We start from the raw sequence: 18,672 nt of genomic DNA, 5'->3' as shown, positions 1-18,672 counted from the left end.
GGATATAAAATTGACTCTCGAAGCAAATAAATCAGATGCTCTTGATGCACACATGGATGCGTTATTAACCAAGGAAAAAGTGGTTGTCATTATCCCGACCTACAATGAAGCCTCGGTCATTGAAACCACTATAGAGCAAGTCTTTGCTGACACCAGCCCTATTCCTAATTATGAGCTGCATATATTAATTTTTGATAGCGCCTCTACTGATAATACTCAGGTGATTGTTCAATCATTACAAGCACACTATCCACGGTTACATTTGTGCTCGGAATCAGCCAAATCAGGATTAGGCTCAGCCTACCTGCAGGCTATGAACTATGCCCTTGATGAGATGAATGCAGATATTATTTTTGAGTTTGATGCCGATTTATCCCACCAACCTAAATATATTGGCCCGATTTTAGAACAATTAGAACACTGCGATTGTGTTGTGGGCAGTCGATATGTCCCAGGTGGAAGTATTCCTAAAGACTGGGCGTTTCATCGTAAATTATTTTCCGTTTTAGGTAACTACATTGCCAGAGCGATGCTTACGCCCAAATATAAAGATTTTACTAGTGGCTTTCGTGCGACACGTCGTCAGCACTTATTAAAAATACTTCCACAACAATTTTTAACGAATCATTATGCTTACAAGTTACAGCTATTATGGTTACTCCACAAAAATAAAGCGCGAATTCGCGAGTTTCCCATAGAGTTCATTGATCGGGATTTAGGAGAAAGTAAACTCCCCAAAAATAGCATTTCTGACTCGTTACGGGTTGTCTTTACCCTTCGCTATTACGAACTCAGACGTTATTTAAAAATGTGCCTGGTGGGTTCCATGGGCATGGTAGTGCAATTTGGAGTTTATAACCTGCTACGTAACTACCTGCATCTGTCACCATTTAGTGCCTCGCAGCTTGCCGTATTGGCAGCCATCATTAATAACTTTATTTTGAATAATAAAATTACTTTTCGCACGCGCTACTCCGTATCACGTGCGCTAAAAATGCAACGGCTCGCCCTCTTTTCGATTTATTCAATTAGTATTATCTACTTACAAAGCTATTGGCTACGCTTGGGCGTCTTGTGTTTTGGTGATGGAGCACTGCAAGAAAATATAATCATGGGCGTTGGTATTGGTTTAATGTCCCTTTTAAATTATTTCACCTACTCTCGCCATATCTGGGGAGAAAAGCTTGCACTCAACAATTAAAGGCGACCGCTAATTCTATGACCTACACACGTGCTACTTGTCTTCTTCTGGCTCTCTACTTCGTGGTGCTATTAGGACTTGCGCCTATCAATTTATTATCATTTGATACCTACTATTATTGGGAATGGAGTCGTCATCTCGCCTTGTCTTATTACGATGGCTCCCCGATGATTGCCTATCTTATCAAGCTAGCCACCTTAGCATTTGGCCATACCCTTTTTGCGTTGAGCCTCGTAGGCATTGCGAATACCGCACTTACCAGTTGGATTATCTATAAAACTGCGCGCTTTTTCTTATCAAAAAAAAGCAGCTACATTGCCACACTCTCCTGGCTATTTTCCCCACTAGTCACCCTGGATATATTAAAACAAACCACCTATGACACCCCGCTAACCCTATTTTGGGCTCTAACCCTTTATTACACCGTAAAATTCTTAAAAACCAATAACTATAAAGAGCTCTATTTTATAGGAGCCAGTGCCGGCCTAATGATGCTTTCAAAATATTCCGGTATCGTCTTAATCCTCGCCCTGCTTATTTTCTTAATCTCCAGCCCATATCGTTCAATTTTTAAAAACAAACACGTTTACCTAGCCTTATTGCTCTCCATCGCTATTTTTAGCCCTGTCATTATTTGGAATTATCAAAATCAATGGCAGTCGTTTATCTATCAACTGACTACCCATCAGCTAAGTACTGCAGTAAATCCCTTCTTTAATGCAGGAAAAACCTTCGTCACCCAATTTCTTCCCTGTTTAAATGTGATGCTTCTTCCCCCATTTTTGTGGGGAACAAGAAAATTGGATACGAATAAAGAGTTAATCGTAAAACTATGTCGGATTGTGAGCCTTACCTTTCTGTGTTTTTACCTATACACAGCAAGTAAAGCAGAAATTCGAGAGTATTGGCTAGCGCCTTACCTGATTAGCAGCGCCTTATTGCTAGGATATTGTTTTGAAATCTTTCCCTATCGTAAATTGGCCAGCGCGTTGATTGGAATCTATGCTCTAATAAGCTTTTTTATTGTTATCGATAATACCTATGCATTCCCTATCGTTAAAGCAAAAAAGCTTGTCTCTTACTATCTAATCAAACAATTCAATGAAGATTATCCTCAACTTACCAGCCCCGTTTTAACCTCAGGTTGGTTTGCCGCACGCATGTTATTTTTCCTTAAAAATAATCCCGCGGTTTATACCTTAGGTTGTGACACACAACAAAATCAATATGCTCAATGGAGTGCCACGATTAATAAACAGATTAGCGACAAAACCTTAAAAGAGGCGTTATATATTGATATTTATGACCGTAGCGTGTGTTTAGCTCAGCATTTTACCCAATGCCAAAGACTACCTACGCGTACCTATGCGTTCAAGCATAAAGAACATAAGCTTTATGCTTATCACTGCATTAATCCTTAATCTGGCATCAACATGTAAATTAAGCTTTTTGTTTATAAAGAGTACCAGTGCGAACAGAAATCATGTAATCACTCAATAAATGCCTTAATATTATCAGGTAATTCCAACATATTTCCTTGCAAAAGCCCATCATTAGGGATAAATCGCAGCACTACATCGAGCAGTTCTTGTGACTCGTTCACAAATTGCTCCAATAAGGTATGTAAGCGACTATTCCTCGCTGTTAAAAAGAAAAAGGAAGAACCAACGTACTCAGAGCCAATCATTTTCTTTTCATACTGAAAAAATTTAATGAGTTCCGCTAAAGACACCTCTGGATTATGCAGTTTTTTCAATAAATTATTTACAACCCGCACAGCACCACAATTACGGTACTCCCTAAGATAATCCTCCAAGGCCCTAATAAAACCTGACGTTGTATTCGCTATAACTTGTGTCAATTCATCAGGGGTACACGTTACGGTATTACCTAGTCGTTCAATTACCATTTGCTCTTCTGCTTTTTCTAACCGAGAAGCCAAAGTGTGAAACTCACTGAAAGAACGAATAAACTGGCTAAAGTCCACAGCGAAGATAGCTTTCGACCGCAAAGCAGAAGGATGAAAATCAAGCCAACGGCAGAATAATGCACTATCATCTATTAAAGAAGAAAACTCATGTAACGTATTACTCTTGATATATACGTTCTGAATCAATAACTCTAAGCGCCGACTATTGGTTATCCACATTTTTAATTGCGGTTTAAAATGATCGAGCATAGCCGCATGCATTAACGCCCTACGCTCCCATTGCACCAGCATCTTTAATAGCTCATCAAAACCAGTAACATCTGTTCTACCATTTAAATATCGGTTAAGAAAATAAACTTTGCTATCCCACTCCCAATATCGATCCCAGCGGGAATAAATATTGGGACTAAACCATTGAATTAGTTGTTCAAAAAGAGCATCAATCAACAATTTTTGCTGTACTTTAACTCGATAAGTAAAAAGTTTTGCAAAATCAAAATTGTTAAATAGTTCATGGAGTCTTGGTTGTAAATAAGTCAGCATAGCGACAACTGCAGTCTCATTTAGCTCACTCATTAAAAATACACAGTCACCACCACTTTTAATGCCATCACACATGGCCTGTAAGTAATTTTGCTCAAAATCGTCCCAAAGTTCTGGTTTCAAGACTTGGTGAATCAAGTCATATTGTTCCGGTTCAGCCCGAATGAGCTCCGCGATTGCCGTGGATTTAGCTTGAATAATTATTTGTTGTTTTTCAGCAGAAAAATGGAGTAATACCTTGCATGTCTTTTTTTCATTAAAAGACAACTGACCTAATCTCTCCTGGAGACAGTCTAGTATTGCTGTAAATAATTGTGGGTTTATAGGTATTAACGAGAGTAAATCTTGCATTTTCCGTATTTCACCTGCAATTACCTGGGCTATAGCAGATACAGAATAATCTAGGAACGTCATTAGCTGGACCAGCTTATACCACAATTGATCGTCATCCAACCCCATACTTTGTCCACGTGTTTTTAAAGCCTTTAATGCTTCATCACGTAACAGTTTCAAATCAGAATGCTCTTGTACCTCAGTTTCCTGTTCATTAATTTTGATGATGTATAATTGCGCATGCTGGGTTAAATATTCATCGAGTGAGTCTGAAATTTGATTCGCACAGGGAAAAATATCTGCTTCCTTTTGTAGCAGTACTTCTTCATCAGTAAGCTCACATCCGAGGCAGCGTGCAAATAGAGTTATAAAATAACACTCTAAAGTAACATTAGCGTAACCATAATGCTTCAATTTCAAAGGAGCCACTTGTGCCCGAATGTTTTCAGGCAGAGATCTCCATAAGGTATAAAAAGTCTGGATGGGACTAGCAAGTACCTCATTATCCGCAACAAGTTCTGTCCCAGCATCCCCCGAAGCCCCCCGTTTCAACTCCCGAATCAACTTGCTAATAGCAAAGCCAATACTTTGATCATCGAATTGTCGGTTATGTTTTTGCTTTAACGCACGCATATAGCGAAAACCAGCTTCACCAGCGATTTGTTCCAGAGTTAAAAAATCGCGCCCGCCTAGCGTGTACTGAAGCGCTGTTAAATCCTGTTGAAAATCGGGAAAAAGCGCATTGGTATTCACTTTTGCTCGACTAAAAATTTCGGCTACGGGAATTAATTGCGTCTGGGTTTGGTTTAACCCATAGAGTTCAAGAGGAAAATGCCCTTCCTCTTCTGTGTCTTCTTTAAATGAAAACACCAAGGAACGGCATAATTTCTGGACTGAAGGCATTAAAATCGTCCAAACCGATTCTTCAGGTTTGGCAATTACCTGAGCAATCCTCAGGCACAGCTGATTGATTGGTGCAAAAGGATGATTCAGATAGGCAATACTGCTTTTTTCACCGAATAAAGTTCCTCGTTCAGCAAAATATCTTCTAATAAGTTGTTCTATTGCCTCCTGTTCGTTTTCAAAATCAGACTGCTCTGCCAAATTTTTAAAAAAAACAAAACCAACTTCAGCTTCTAATCTCATCCAATAGATTTTTCTTTCATCTAGTGAAGCAGAAAAGGTAAGGGGTAATTTTTGACATTCCTCAATAAACTGAAGCAACTGCACTTTTGATAACATGAGGCTCTCCTGAGAATAGAGGCTTATATTAACAGTAATTTGTCTTTAAAATAAGCAAGAATTATATGGAATGACATTATGAAAACCTTGATTACCCTAGAAAAATCAAGGCTAAATCATTTATTTTCGCGAGCTGCGAGAACCCAGCTCAAGATAGAGCAAGCCCCTAAAATCAATAGAATTATTGCCAAGGACCACTGCCCATAGCCTTTAACTGCAGCAATAATGCCACTCGTTAAAGCAGCGGTTAAATCTTGCAGACTGGAATACAAGGCAGCAACGGTGCCCGCCATCTGTGGGAACGGATGAAACGCCCCCGCAAATGCATTAATAAAGGTGAAACCCGCCCCCATACAAAATATAGCAACTGGAAGTATAATGCTCCATATTGTAGTGATACCGAGCAAGGCGAGCCCCAGCAGACAAACCCCGCCCAGCGTCATCAACAAGGCCCCAACAAAGACCATATAAGAAATACCTTTCCGCATCACTAACTGGCTATTAATAATGCCGCTAACACAAATACCTGCAGCAATAAAAACCGTTAATTGACCAAACTCCATGGGTGTATATCCTAAAACATCCTGAAAGAAAAAAGGTGCGATAATCAGATAGGAAACAATACCCGCGCAGGCAAAACAAGAGCAGAGGGTATAACCTAGGAATACTTTAGAGCTTAATAAAAGAAAAAAATTGGCTCGCATTACCTTAAACTTGGTCGCATCAGGATTAAGATTTTTGTTGGTTTCAGGCAAGGCAAAAAACGCGAGCACCCACATCACCAATCCAAAGCACAATAAAAATAAAAAATTAGCGCGCCACCCGAATTGCTCCTGGATGTATCCGCCCAAGGTAGGGGAAGCAACGATAATAAAAACACTAACAATCCCGACATAAGAACCAATTTTTGCCAGGGTTTTTCCAGTAAATAAATCCCTGACTAAGGAACGACCTACAGAACTGCAACAACCAATTCCAAACCCCTGTAGAAAACGCCCAACAATCAACATCCAAACGGAGGTAGCAAGAAAACAGCATAAACTACCCAAAATACTTAAACCAATCCCAAACATGAGTGGTGGCTTGCGACCAATTTTATCGGATAAAGGCCCATAAAATAGATGAGAAATTCCTAAACCCAGCATGAATAAAGACAGCGTCATTTGAATTGCCGCCTCACTGCTATTAAAAACCTTGGTAATCGCTGGTAACGAAGGCACGTATTGATCCGTAGTTGTTTGCATTAATACCATAAGCAATAACACAACAAAAATTAAAAAAGGAGATACGATTCGGCGATCTGGTATGGGCATTAAATGATCCTTGAAGTTCATCAAGCCGCAATCCAAAATTACGACTGTAAATCAAATTACATCATGCAAGAGAACAAAATAGCAAGACAACTCTTACATAAAACAGCAGGAACAATAATTAGTTCCTGCTGATGCCCTGGGGAGCGAGAACCTGGGGGCCTAAACCAGCCTGAACCCATTGAAGAATATTGATGTGACCGTTCATGACCACCAACAAGAACGCCCCCCCCTTAAGTCCATTTATATGAATTCTATCCTCTATAAACGATGAACCAGTAGCGATACCTTGTTCAAAGACTGATGTTCAAAATAACGTGATAATAAGCGGTTATATTGATTGCCAAAAAGCCCACAACAACACACTATGATCAAATTAAAATCAACAACTTAGCCCTTTACCTCCGCAATGGTTCTGCTATGATAAGTTCCAATAAACAGGCGATTAAAGGATTAACACAATGACACACGACGATCTTAAGAAAAAATCTAAAGGACATATAGTCCTCTCCTCTCATCCGTCAGTACACTCTGCCCCCTCACTAAAAATTAAATGGGGTGCTCCTACCGCTAAAGAGCGTGGACCAATTATTGCCTCTTTAACTAATATTCGTAATCGTAATGCCGTTGGTACGCATTCTGGTTCGTATTCAGTGTACCGAGCCCTTGCCGTTGCCGCTGGTGTTTTAGATCCAGAACACGTCCCGGATCTGACCGATACAACCCCACCAGTAACTATTGGGCCACACGCGCAATGGAATAATCCCCAAAAAATTATTTCATTAGATCCCTGGGGACATATGGTTGCCACAGAATTTGCGGAAGAGATTCAGGCCGGTTATGACATCAGACCCACGATTGCAGTAACCAGAGCCCATATTAATATTCCCGAGTTACATACAGCAATGCAGAAAGGACGGCTCAAGCCAGATGGAAAGATATTAAAAGAATCAGGCGATGTGACCGTAACCAAAGCAGCCATCGAGCCTGTTTGGTATTTACCAGGGATTGCTGAGCGTTTTCAAGTTTCAGAATCCACCCTTCGCCGTACTCTATTTGAACAAACCGCAGGTATGTTCCCAGAATTAGTAACCCGTACGGACCTTGATGTCTTTTTACCGCCAATTGGCGGGCTTACTGCCTATTTCTTTGGTGATGTGACGACTATCCATGATCCTAAAGTGGAGCTAACTTGTCGTATTCACGATGAGTGTAATGGTTCTGACGTATTTGGCTCGGACATTTGTACCTGCAGACCTTATTTAACTCACGGCATTGAACTCTGTATTGAATCCGCGCAAAAAGGTGGAGCAGGACTTATTGTTTATAACCGTAAGGAAGGTAGAGCCTTAGGAGAAGTCACTAAGTTTCTAGTATATAACGCTCGTAAACGCCAAAAAGGCGGTGATACAGCGGCTAAATACTTTGAGCGTACAGAGTGTGTTGCCGGAGTCCAGGACATGCGTTTCCAAGAGCTTATGTCTGATGTGCTGCACTGGCTTGGCATTACTAAAATCCACCGTTTTGTTTCGATGTCCAATATGAAATACGATGCCCTCATTAAATCGGGAATCGAAGTCATTGAACGCGTCTCAATTCCAGATGAGCTGGTCCCTCCGGATGCCCAAGTAGAAATGAATGCAAAACGTGCCGCAGGCTACTATTCGCCAGAACGTATCGTCGACATTAACGAATTAGCGGAAACAAAAGGACGTGAACTGCATGAATAAGGAGCAACAAAAACAAGATCCCATATTAACCATGCTGCGCGACCCGCGCACCATACGTCATCGTGCCCATGCCATTTTAGAGCTTGCCAAACAAAACAAGCTCCAGCACTTTAGCTTGCAGCCAGAACAAATGGCAGCTACTGCTTCATTTGTTACTGAAGTAATTCAAGAACAATACCCTAATTTAGATATTCCCTATCACAGTCGCTGGCGGCATTTTGAAGCCGGCGGCATTGATCGCATCCCCAAAATGCAGGAACAACTCAGTACACTCAGTCCCACAGAGCAAGGAAAGGTCCTCTATGAATTGGTAATTATCAGTGTGTTTCTGGATGCTGGAGCAGGCCCGTCCTGGCACTATAAAGAACATGCTTCTGGAAAAGAATTTTCACGTTCGGAAGGATTAGCTATAGCAAGCCTGGATCTTTATCAAAGTGGTGACTTTAGCACTCATCCTCAAGAGCCATTTCGCGTAGATGCGCAACGCTTAGTCGAATTTAGTGAACAGGATCTGCAACAGGGTTTTCAAGTCAGTAGCAACAATCCTCTTGAAGGGGTTTCAGGTCGAGTCGCTTTATTAAACCACTTAGGTAAAGCAATACAAGAAAATACTGAATATTTTGGGCAAGCAGGCCGTTTAGGTGATTTCTATACCTATGTCAGCTCCATGGCGACACATGGCCAGCTCGAAGCTGCGCAGATTTTTCAAGCCGTATTAGGCGCCTTTAATACAATCTGGCCAGCACGGCTTAGTTATCAAGGGGTGCCCTTGGGTGATGTATGGCTGCATAGTGCCTTAAAAAGCCAAGTATCAGGCTCTGAATATGTTCCATTCCATAAATTATCACAATGGCTCACCTACTCACTGATAGAACCTTTAGAACAAGCAGGAATTCAGGTAACACAACTTGCAACCTTAACCGGCTTACCCGAGTATCGCAATGGGGGATTATTGATTGATACGGGCTTACTTCAAGTTAAAGATCCGAACGCTCTACAACAAGCCCATGATCCTAGTTCCCAACTGGTAGTAGAATGGCGCGCCTTAACCGTAGCATTACTGGATGAGCTGGCTGATTTAATTAGAAAAAATCTACAAAAAAGTACTCATGAGCTACCACTCGCAAAAATCTTGCAAGGAGGTACCTGGGAAGCAGGACGGCGTATTGCCAGGGAAAAACGTAATCAAGGTACCCCACCACTACAAATCATTAGTGATGGTACTGTATTTTAGGAGTTATCATGCAAAATCAAAAAGTTGCGGTAGTAAATCACCCGTTAATTCAACACAAATTAACGATTATGCGTCAAAAGGAAACCAGCTGTGTAAAATTTCGCACCTTGATGCATGAAGTAAGTATGTTGCTAGCCTATGAAATTACTCGCGATCTGGAAGTAGAATATGCCGACATTGAAACCCCCATGACTACAATGCGATCTCCAGTTCTCAAGGGTAAAAAAATGGTGTTTGTTTCTATTTTACGTGCAGGAAATGGTTTAGTTGATGGCATGTTACAGCTTGTCCCAACTGCGCGCATTGGCCATATTGGCTTATACCGTGATCCCAAAACTTTAGAAGCCATTGAATATTACATTAAATTACCTGAGCACATGCATGATCGTGATGTCATTGTTGTCGATCCGATGCTTGCCACTGGAAACTCAGCTATCGCTGCAGTTAAAGAAATAAAAGAGAGAGAACCTAAATCCATTAAATTCCTCTGTCTACTAGCGGCTCCCGAAGGCATCGCCTCGTTCCATGAAGAACATCCTGACGTCCCCATTTATACGGCCGCCATTGATGAGAAATTGAATGAGAAAGGATACATCATGCCAGGCTTAGGAGATGCTGGAGACAGGCTCTACGGAACAAAGTTAGACTATTAACAAATACATAGCCCGTATTAACGCAGTATAAGACGGGCTATGTATCCAACGCTTTACAATGCTAACCAATCTGTAGTATTAAAGTAATACCCAGCATAAAAATACCATCTATGTTGAAAAAAAAACCATATATTGGTAATATTATGTGCAATTAGGGCATTTTTGTATTTGTCTCAACAATACAAACCCGTTTTAAGGTAGAATGTATGGCGATAAATGAATCAGTGGCAATACCCATATCAGGGGCAGATCAAAACTCAACTACGTGGGATAAACAAGATACAGTGTGGATGCTGAGTCTTTATGGTACGGCAGTAGGCGCAGGAACTCTTTTTCTACCTATTGACGCTGGCTTAAATGGAATTTTACCCTTAATTATCATGACTTTATTAGCCTTCCCAATGACATACTTTTCACATAGAGCCTTATGTCGATTTGTTTTATCCGGTTCTTCTGCACAAAACAACATCACCGAGGTGGTTGAAGAACATTTTGGTACTTTTTATGGCCGAATTCTAACCGCCTTATATTTTTTTGCGATTTACCCCATCTTGTTAATGTATAGCGTCGCCATTACCAATACTGTAGAGAGTTTTCTGGTTAACCAAGTCGGTGTTTCCGCCCCACCCCGAGCTCTTTTAGCAATTATTCTTATTCTTGCTTTAATGGCAATCATCCGTTTTGGCCAAGAATTTATTGTAAAATCAATGTCGCTCATGGTTTACCCCTTCGCGACTATTTTACTGTTCCTATCCTTATATTTAATTCCTAATTGGAATAACGCCATTTTACAACAAAGTAACTCCTTACACGCAAATGGTGGACACGGGCTATTAATGACTCTATGGTTAGTAATCCCCGTTATGGTATTTTCTTTTAATCATTCCCCCATTATTTCTTCTTTTGCGGTTAGCCAAAAGGAGCGCCATGGCACTGCGGCAGATAAGCGTTGTACCAAGATAATGAAATACAGCCATTTAATGATGGTTTTTTCCGTCATGCTTTTTGTGTTCAGCTGCGTATTTAGTCTCTCTCCTCAAGATTTAATGCAGGCGAAAGAACAAAATATTTCGATTTTGTCTTATCTTGCGAATCATTTTAAAACCCCATTGATCGCCTGCATCGCACCAATTATTGCCTTTATTGCCATTTCCAAATCGTTTTTAGGACATTATCTAGGAGCAAAAGAAGGCTTAAGCAGCATTATTGTTAACTCGTTAAAATCATATGGAAAAACAATCGGTAAAGATAAGCTGCAACTGATTATTGAAGTGTTTATGGTTATTACTTGTTGGATCACAGCCACCATCAATCCCAATATCCTCAAAATCATTGAAACCCTGGGTGGACCAGTTATTGCCGTACTATTATTCATTATGCCGATGTATGCTATTGCCAAAGTACCTGCAATGCAAAAATACGGCACCCACAAAATCAGCAATCTATTCACCATTATTATGGGCGTGATTGCGATTTCTGCAATTATTTACGGATTACTTTAAAATACATATCGTAGGCTGTGCTGAAAAGCCCGGCAAAACCGGTTTGCACTATTTCCAATTGCTGGGCCTGTCAGCCCAGCCTTCATTCTAATAAAAGCTACGTTTCCTACCAACACTTGCCTCCATACACCAAGATATGAAACAATTGAACAAATTACTCATGCAGTTGCATTTAAATGCACAGTGAATTTCATTATTTACCCATAGAAAACATCCAAGCAGGTCAATATCAACCTCGACAAGACTTCAATCTCGATGCCTTAAAAGAACTAGCTCAATCTATTGCTTCTCAGGGCTTAATCGAACCACTTATAGTACGTGCCATAGCCAAAGAGCGCTATGAAATTATTGCAGGAGAGCGACGTTGGCGTGCCGCGAAAATAGCGGGAATGCAACAAGTACCCTGTTTAATCGGCAATTACAGCGACAAACAAGCCTGCGCACTTACGCTGGTTGAAAACATCCAACGTGAAGATTTAAACCTTATTGAAGAAGCCAGTGCTTATCGGCGTTTGATGGATGAGTTCAACTACCTTCAAGATGAAATCGCCACCTTGGTAGGTAAATCACGCAGCCATATCGCTAATATCTTGCGTCTATTAAGCCTGACACCTTTTGTTAAAGATTATCTTCGCGATCGAGTTCTGTCCTTAGGGCATGGCCGTACATTGATTGGCTTAAACCCAACAGACCAAGAATATTTAGCTGACCAAGCGGTACAAGAGCAATGGTCTGTTCGCCAATTAGAACAGGCTGTGAAAGAACAAAAAAATCAACATGCAACGCCACTGAAGAATAACAATAAAGATCGCGACATTGAGCGCTTACAAACTATTTTGGCAGAGCAAGTCGGTGCTCCGGTAGAAATAATCGACGATAATGGTGATGGAGGCTGGCTTAAAGTGAAATTTTTTAACAATGACACGCTTGCAGGGCTTTTGGAGCGCCTAGGCTTACGATATGATTAGGATCTGCTGCCAAAAGCAGCTTCTTCCCTAATAAAAACAATTATCCTAGAAAAAGGAACCAACATTGATAAAACGGATGCTAACTGGCTTGTGTTTGCTGGCATTATCGTCAGGCTCTCAAAGCAGCAGTGTACAAAGTGATGTAGACGCATTAATTACGCGAGTAAACCCTAATGTCAATCTTGGCATAGTCGTTATTGATTTAACATCTGGAGAAACTTTATATCGTCGTAATGCAGACCGTTTTTACATTCCTGCCAGTAATATGAAACTGTTTTCTGAAGCCGCAGCCTTAATGGTGCTTGGCCCTGATTATCACTTCACTAACCAATTAAGTATCAGTTCTGGCAAAGTGCAGCAAGGTGTATTGCATGGTGATATTTACCTAAAGCTCAGTGGCGACCCTTCTTTCTCTCGCGATGATTTAAAAGAATTACTTTCCACTTTAAAAGATTGGAACATCCATGCAGTTCAAGGCAATGTTTATATTGATAGCAATCTAGCTAATGTCGATACTTACCCTCCAGGATGGTTAAGCACTGATTTATCTTATAGTTATGGAGCTCCCAACGCTCCGGTGATGATTGATGCGAATCGATTAACCGTTACGGTAAACCCAGGAGCTAAAGCAGGCGATCCTGCAATTGTAGAAGCAAACGATAATGGTGCTGCCATCAGCATTAATAATCAAGCCACCACTAAAGCTAGGGCGGAGGGGTGTGGTGTTGGCTTTTCATTAGACCAAGACAATCACCTAACTGCTCGTGGTTGCGTAGGAGTAGGTCAAGGGGCCGTACAACAACGCATGGCCATAAAAAATCCCCTGGCTTATGCTCAAGGGATGATTCAAAGTAATTTAGCTCAAACCAATATTCAACTTAATGGGCAAGTTCAGTTAGGCAAAACACCTGCGGGAGCATTATTAATCGCCAACCAACGCTCAAAAGCCTTATCTGAGTTGATGGCTGATACATTAAAACCCTCCGATAATTTATATGCTGACAGTTTATATCTACATGCTGCGGCTAAACTCAATGGTGCTCCAGTCAACTGGAAAGAAGCAGAGCCCCTTATCAAAGGCTTTTTACAAGCACAAACTGGAATTGATTTTACTCGTTCTATATTTACCGATGGGTCGGGATTATCTCGCTATAGTTTGGTTACTCCTGAACAAACTATTTCGCTATTAACATTTTTATATCAACGCTTCCCTCTTGCTTATGAGTACATTGCCGCTCTACCGGTTTCTGGCCGTGATGGCACTCTACAAAAGCGATTCCGCGTGCCAACACAACAAGGTTTCATTCGAGCAAAAACCGGTACGATGACAGGAATCAATAGTCTGTCTGGATATTTATATACGGCTAATGGCCATACCTTGGCCTTTGCCATGTATGTTAATAGACAGCCAGGAAAAGCCTCCGGTCCTGGACGCCCAGTATTAGATGCTTTATGCACTTATTTTCTTAAACTTAGCCCCGTAATAAATCACGCCCCTCAGCTTGTGACAGCACATAAACCCGTTAACTTTCAATTAAAACCGAATCAAATAGAACGGCAAAAAGTGCATCAAGCAAAATGGAGACGCTTAGAATCGGCGATACGAACCGCGCTACGTGGCCAAGCAGTGAATATTATCTACCGTGGCGATGAATTAGTGGTAACGGATAATCAATCAGATGCCAATAAGGTATGGGCATCGCTACAATCCGTCGTGCAAAACTATCCTTTTGCGGTGATGTTATCTTCCAAAACGCTAGCCATTAGTCCTGTGGCTAAACCAGCCTTACTGTGGGTGCAAGCAACGGATACAACCAATCCAGCAGAGCGCGTGTGGACGATTAAGGAGTCGGCCCAATAAATAGCCAAATAGAGCACAAAAACCATGGCCAAGATAGAACCTTTAAAACCAAGCACTATCAACGCTGCGGTAAAGACGACACCACTTACTAGCTTTTTTGGAGAAAAAATTGAGCCTTATAATCCGCATTGTACTCCTCAGCTTTTTCCTACTAAACTCAACCGTTGCAGCATCAATACAGTTTTTAACGATAAGCGATATCCATTACGGCCATAATAATACACTAGGTGATGGCCAAGATACCGGGCCTGAGCTGCTTAAACTTACCGAAAATAAAATAAAGGAATTAAGTCCTGGGGTGAATTTTATCCTTTTTTTAGGTGATATTCCTGCTCATGCCCTGCTGTTTACTTCAACTAAGGCAGAATATGAAAAAATTGTTTTTCAAAGCTTATATCGCAGTGACATCGCCCAAAAACCTATGTTTTATATTCCAGGAAATAATGATTCTCTTCAAGGTAACTATCAAGCTTTTGAAGCAAATGGCATTTCCCCATTGACCTATGCTACAGATTGGGATGGGGCGTGTGCTCATTGCAAAGGTTTAATAATTGACGACAGCCACATGCATCACGATGGCTACTATTCCAGTTATGTTATTCCTAATAACAAAGAAGTCATCCTATTAGCCTTAAATGCAACCCAATGGACCAAAGTATCTTGGTTAAGACATGGATTTTTCTTTCAAAACAAAAACCAAGAAACCGATGCCCAAACCCAATTGGCCTGGTTAGAAAAACAATTAAAAAATCACCATGCAAAACAATTACTTATTGCGATGCATGAGCCTCCAGGACGCTCTTACCTCGGCGAGCGAATTTGGTATGAGCAATATGAACAAGATTTTATAAAAGTTATTAACAAATACAGCCGATTATATGGTCAAATCACCTTACTGAGTTCCCACACACATATGGAGGAATTCCGTAGAATTCGCTTAGATAATGGAGTTAATTTATATGATTACGCCACCCCAAGTATTAGCCGTAATCACCATAACTACTCTGCATTTAAAATATTTAGCTTAAGCCCTGAGTTGCGAATCAAAGACTTTGCCACCTACTACACGAGTTCTGTACATGAATGGAATAATGAGCAATATCATGCTCTGAGTACCCCAGATCCTATTTTACCTAATTGCCAAAATCGAACATTGGCAGAATGCCTAGATCAATTAAACCCAGACCAAGTCTGTGCGGATTTGGATAAAGGCGCATTTTACGGGGTAAAAAATCCGAATGTAGCAGATAACAACTGCAAAAAAATCTTTGCTGTAAACTAAGATACCGCCTTGTATTAGGGACACTTATCCTCGCAAAACATCGAGTATACGCTCAGAGCAAAATGTTCATTTGGTATGACAATTTCGTTATTACGAGCACAGTGACGTGACGCAACGCAGAGCGATACTTCGTTAAAACTCACTATTGGATTGCTTCGCTATGCTCGCAATAATGGCATGCTCAAAAATAACCTATCCCTGCAACGTATCAACCGGATGATGAGATCCTCATGGCAACATCATTCGCAAGATTCCCCTCATCATTTTTCGGTGAGTTATATTTATCTTTAAAGTCCTTAAATTTTTCTGTGCCATCGGCACTATTTTGGTTTTGCTTGCTCAAAGGATTGAAGGGGAGCTTTTTCTGCTTTTACAGTAGCATCGGCTCCATAACCAAAGGATCGAATAGTTGAGGTAATACTTTATTATGATTTTCATGATGGCTTTTTTGCCGCTGCCTCTTTCTTCCCCCCATGATCATCCCAACAAAAACACGTGTTGCGCATTAATTATATACTAAGATCTTTGGGTGCGTATAGACGAAGACTGCCTGTGCTTGCATGCACAGAGTATTTCCAGGTATACGGAGCAACAAGCCAACTGTATTAAATTATTAGCGCAAGAATAAACATCAGAAGAAATTGCGAAACTACTGGATATTTCTTTTCGCACTGTAGAAGCAATATTTCGCTTTCTCACCCTGAACTTATGGATACTGCAGTGACGTGATCACGGTATCGATTATTAGACTACGTTTAAACCAATAAATATCAGTTGGTTAGCACATTAGTTCCTGCTACTATAATTTTATTTCTCAAAGAACTAATCATGAAAAACAATCAATTTGATCTAATAGTTATTGGTGGCGGCAGCGGTGGTATTGCAAGTGCAGTGCGCGCAGCAAAGCATGGAGCCAAAGTAGCAGTAATTGAACCTAACCAGTTAGGAGGCACCTGCGTTAACTTAGGCTGCGTCCCCAAAAAAATGATGTTTAATGCCTCGATGATGGCAGAAGCCATGTATCGTGCTCCAGATTATGGCTTTGATCCCGTTGCGATAAAACTGGATTGGAATGATTTAGTTAACAAGCGTAATGCTTATATTGATCGCCTAAGAGTAAGTTATGCCAAACGTTTTGAACAATTCAACATTATGCATATTAATGGTTATGGTGCATTTCATGATAAAAACTCAGTCGTGGTAGACGAGCAAATTTACCATGCAAATCATATCATTATTGCTACTGGTGGTGAACCCATTATCCCGATGTTCACAGGCATGAAACATGTAATTGATTCTGATGGTTTTTTTGCATTAACCAAGCAACCTGAAAAAGTAGCCATCATTGGTAGTGGTTATATTGGAGTAGAACTGGCCGGAGTATTAAATGGCCTAGGCTCTGAAACACATTTGCTGATGAGAGGCGAAAAACCGCTTAGTCGTTTTGATCATGTTTTAGGTGATACCCTTTTAGAGGTTATGCAACAACAAGGGATTCATGTTCATCAAAATCATCGAGCATGTGAAGTCACCTTACATAGCGATGGCAGAAAAGCCATATCCTGCCACAGTGGCACCCTGCTTTCTGATCTGGATGTGATCATTGCTGCTGTAGGCAGAAGGCCGAGAACGCATACATTAAATTTAAATGCAGTAGGGGTTAAAATCGATGAGCATGGCTTAGTTCTGGTTGATGCGTTCCAAAATACCAGCACTGAAGGAATTTATGCAATTGGAGATGTAACTGAGACTCCAGCCTTGACGCCAGTGGCTATCGCTGCCGGACGTAGGCTTTCTGATCGATTATTTGATAAACAACAAGATGCACATTTAAATTATGACTATATTTCATCTGTAGTATTTAGCCACCCTCCTGTCGGCACTGTAGGATTAACTGAAGAGACCGCGATACAAAAGTATGGTAAAGAACAGATTAAAATCTATCAAACACGTTTTAATTCCATGTACTATGCTTCAAGTAATGATAAGATTCCAACCGTAATGAAGCTAGTAACCTTAGGCCAGGAAGAACGAATTGTTGGTTTACATGTCATCGGCTTAGGCGCAGATGAGATGTTGCAGGGTTTTGCTGTGGCAGTAAAAATGGGTGCCTGTAAAAAAGATTTCGATAATACAGTTGCTATTCATCCAACAAGTGCCGAAGAATTTGTAACTATGGTGTAATGAAGATGAATTATTCTATTCGTAATTTCCAAGGTAAAAGCCCTACACTGGGTAATAAAGTTTATATTGACCCGCAATCCACTGTAATTGGTGATGTATGCTTAGGAGACGATGTTTCTATTTGGCCAATGGCAGTTTTACGTGGGGATGTGAATTTCATAAAAATAGGCAATGCCTGCAGTATTCAAGACGGTGCGATTCTCCATGTTACCCATGATGGTCCTTATACTTCTGGGGGTAAGCCCTTGATTTTAGGTGAGGGTATTACGGTAGGGCATCAAGCGGTATTACATGGTTGTACTATTGATGATTATTGTCTGATTGGGATGGGTGCACTGATATTAGATGCCGTTCACATTCAACATCACGCCATGGTTGCGGCTGGTAGTGTAGTTTCACCAGGGAAAATTCTAGAAAGTGGTTATTTATATCTTGGAAATCCAGCACGTGCGGTACGCAAACTAACCGCAACTGAATTAGAGCAATTAGAGTATTCTGCTCGACATTATGTACGCTTAAAAGATAAATATTTAAATCAAGAATGAATCTAAAATCGTAGCCTGGTTGCAATGCTGGGCTTTACAGCCGAGCCGACGTATTAGTCATCGTGCGTGTTGAATGAGGATGGTAGAAACAAAAAAAGCGGCTCTAGGCCGCTTTCTTGTTCTTAATAAAACCCTGGCGATGACCTACTTTCAC

The 18,672-nt window shown here is 40.8% G+C and carries 13 protein-coding genes; 11 read left to right on the top strand and 2 right to left on the bottom strand.

The window, feature by feature from the left end:
• Positions 1 to 52 precede the first annotated feature (52 nt).
• Both ACQY7T_RS11385 and ACQY7T_RS11380 read left to right on the top strand, forming a co-directional pair.
• Complete coding sequence (locus ACQY7T_RS11385; protein ID WP_428413555.1) at positions 53 to 1,201, top strand: glycosyltransferase family 2 protein; 1,149 nt, start codon at positions 53 to 55, stop codon at positions 1,199 to 1,201.
• A 17-nt stretch (positions 1,202 to 1,218) separates the two neighbouring features.
• On the top strand, positions 1,219 to 2,622 hold the full coding sequence (locus tag ACQY7T_RS11380) for a glycosyltransferase family 39 protein (RefSeq protein ID WP_428413502.1): 1,404 nt from the start codon (positions 1,219 to 1,221) through the stop codon (positions 2,620 to 2,622).
• Between the two features lie 68 nt (positions 2,623 to 2,690).
• Here ACQY7T_RS11380 and ACQY7T_RS11375 read toward each other — a convergent pair whose 3' ends face one another.
• Both ACQY7T_RS11375 and ACQY7T_RS11370 read right to left on the bottom strand, forming a co-directional pair.
• Positions 2,691 to 5,249, bottom strand: a complete 2,559-nt coding sequence (locus ACQY7T_RS11375; RefSeq protein ID WP_428413500.1) for a hypothetical protein — start codon at positions 5,247 to 5,249, stop codon at positions 2,691 to 2,693.
• Positions 5,250 to 5,365: 116 nt separating this feature from the next.
• A complete protein-coding gene (locus tag ACQY7T_RS11370) occupies positions 5,366 to 6,562 on the bottom strand; it encodes a multidrug effflux MFS transporter (protein WP_428413498.1) in 1,197 nt (398 codons plus the stop codon).
• Positions 6,563 to 7,020: 458 nt separating this feature from the next.
• Between ACQY7T_RS11370 and ACQY7T_RS11365 the strand changes: the two genes are divergently transcribed.
• The 9 genes from ACQY7T_RS11365 (at position 7,021) to ACQY7T_RS11325 (ending at position 18,518) form a co-directional block, all read left to right on the top strand.
• The gene (locus ACQY7T_RS11365; protein ID WP_428413496.1) at positions 7,021 to 8,289 is read left to right on the top strand and encodes a GTP cyclohydrolase II; all 1,269 of its coding nucleotides are present in this window, start codon (positions 7,021 to 7,023) and stop codon (positions 8,287 to 8,289) included.
• Complete coding sequence (locus ACQY7T_RS11360; RefSeq protein WP_428413494.1) at positions 8,282 to 9,523, top strand: URC4/urg3 family protein; 1,242 nt, start codon at positions 8,282 to 8,284, stop codon at positions 9,521 to 9,523. Before ACQY7T_RS11365 ends, ACQY7T_RS11360 begins: the two co-directional genes overlap by 8 nt.
• Before the next feature lie 8 nt (positions 9,524 to 9,531).
• Positions 9,532 to 10,176 (top strand): uracil phosphoribosyltransferase, encoded by a 645-nt coding sequence (gene upp, locus ACQY7T_RS11355; protein WP_428413492.1) that lies wholly within the window; start codon positions 9,532 to 9,534, stop codon positions 10,174 to 10,176.
• A gap of 206 nt (positions 10,177 to 10,382) precedes the next feature.
• Complete coding sequence (locus ACQY7T_RS11350) at positions 10,383 to 11,678, top strand: serine/threonine transporter (protein WP_428413490.1); 1,296 nt, start codon at positions 10,383 to 10,385, stop codon at positions 11,676 to 11,678.
• A 176-nt stretch (positions 11,679 to 11,854) separates the two neighbouring features.
• On the top strand, positions 11,855 to 12,646 hold the full coding sequence (locus tag ACQY7T_RS11345; RefSeq protein ID WP_428413488.1) for a ParB/RepB/Spo0J family partition protein: 792 nt from the start codon (positions 11,855 to 11,857) through the stop codon (positions 12,644 to 12,646).
• Between the two features lie 67 nt (positions 12,647 to 12,713).
• On the top strand, positions 12,714 to 14,507 hold the full coding sequence (gene dacB, locus ACQY7T_RS11340) for a D-alanyl-D-alanine carboxypeptidase/D-alanyl-D-alanine endopeptidase (RefSeq protein ID WP_428413553.1): 1,794 nt from the start codon (positions 12,714 to 12,716) through the stop codon (positions 14,505 to 14,507).
• 109 nt (positions 14,508 to 14,616) lie between these two features.
• Positions 14,617 to 15,789: a metallophosphoesterase gene (locus ACQY7T_RS11335; protein ID WP_428413486.1), complete on the top strand. Its 1,173-nt coding sequence runs from the start codon at positions 14,617 to 14,619 to the stop codon at positions 15,787 to 15,789.
• An 828-nt stretch (positions 15,790 to 16,617) separates the two neighbouring features.
• Complete coding sequence (gorA, locus tag ACQY7T_RS11330; protein ID WP_428413484.1) at positions 16,618 to 17,973, top strand: glutathione-disulfide reductase; 1,356 nt, start codon at positions 16,618 to 16,620, stop codon at positions 17,971 to 17,973.
• 5 nt (positions 17,974 to 17,978) lie between these two features.
• Entirely contained in the window at positions 17,979 to 18,518 is a 540-nt protein-coding gene (locus ACQY7T_RS11325; RefSeq protein ID WP_428413482.1) for a gamma carbonic anhydrase family protein, read from the top strand.
• Positions 18,519 to 18,672 lie beyond the last annotated feature (154 nt).

The sequence above is a fragment of the Legionella sp. genome, from assembly GCF_965140895.1.
GTDB lineage: Bacteria > Pseudomonadota > Gammaproteobacteria > Legionellales > Legionellaceae > Legionella.
This window is presented reverse-complemented; position numbering and strand designations above follow the sequence as displayed.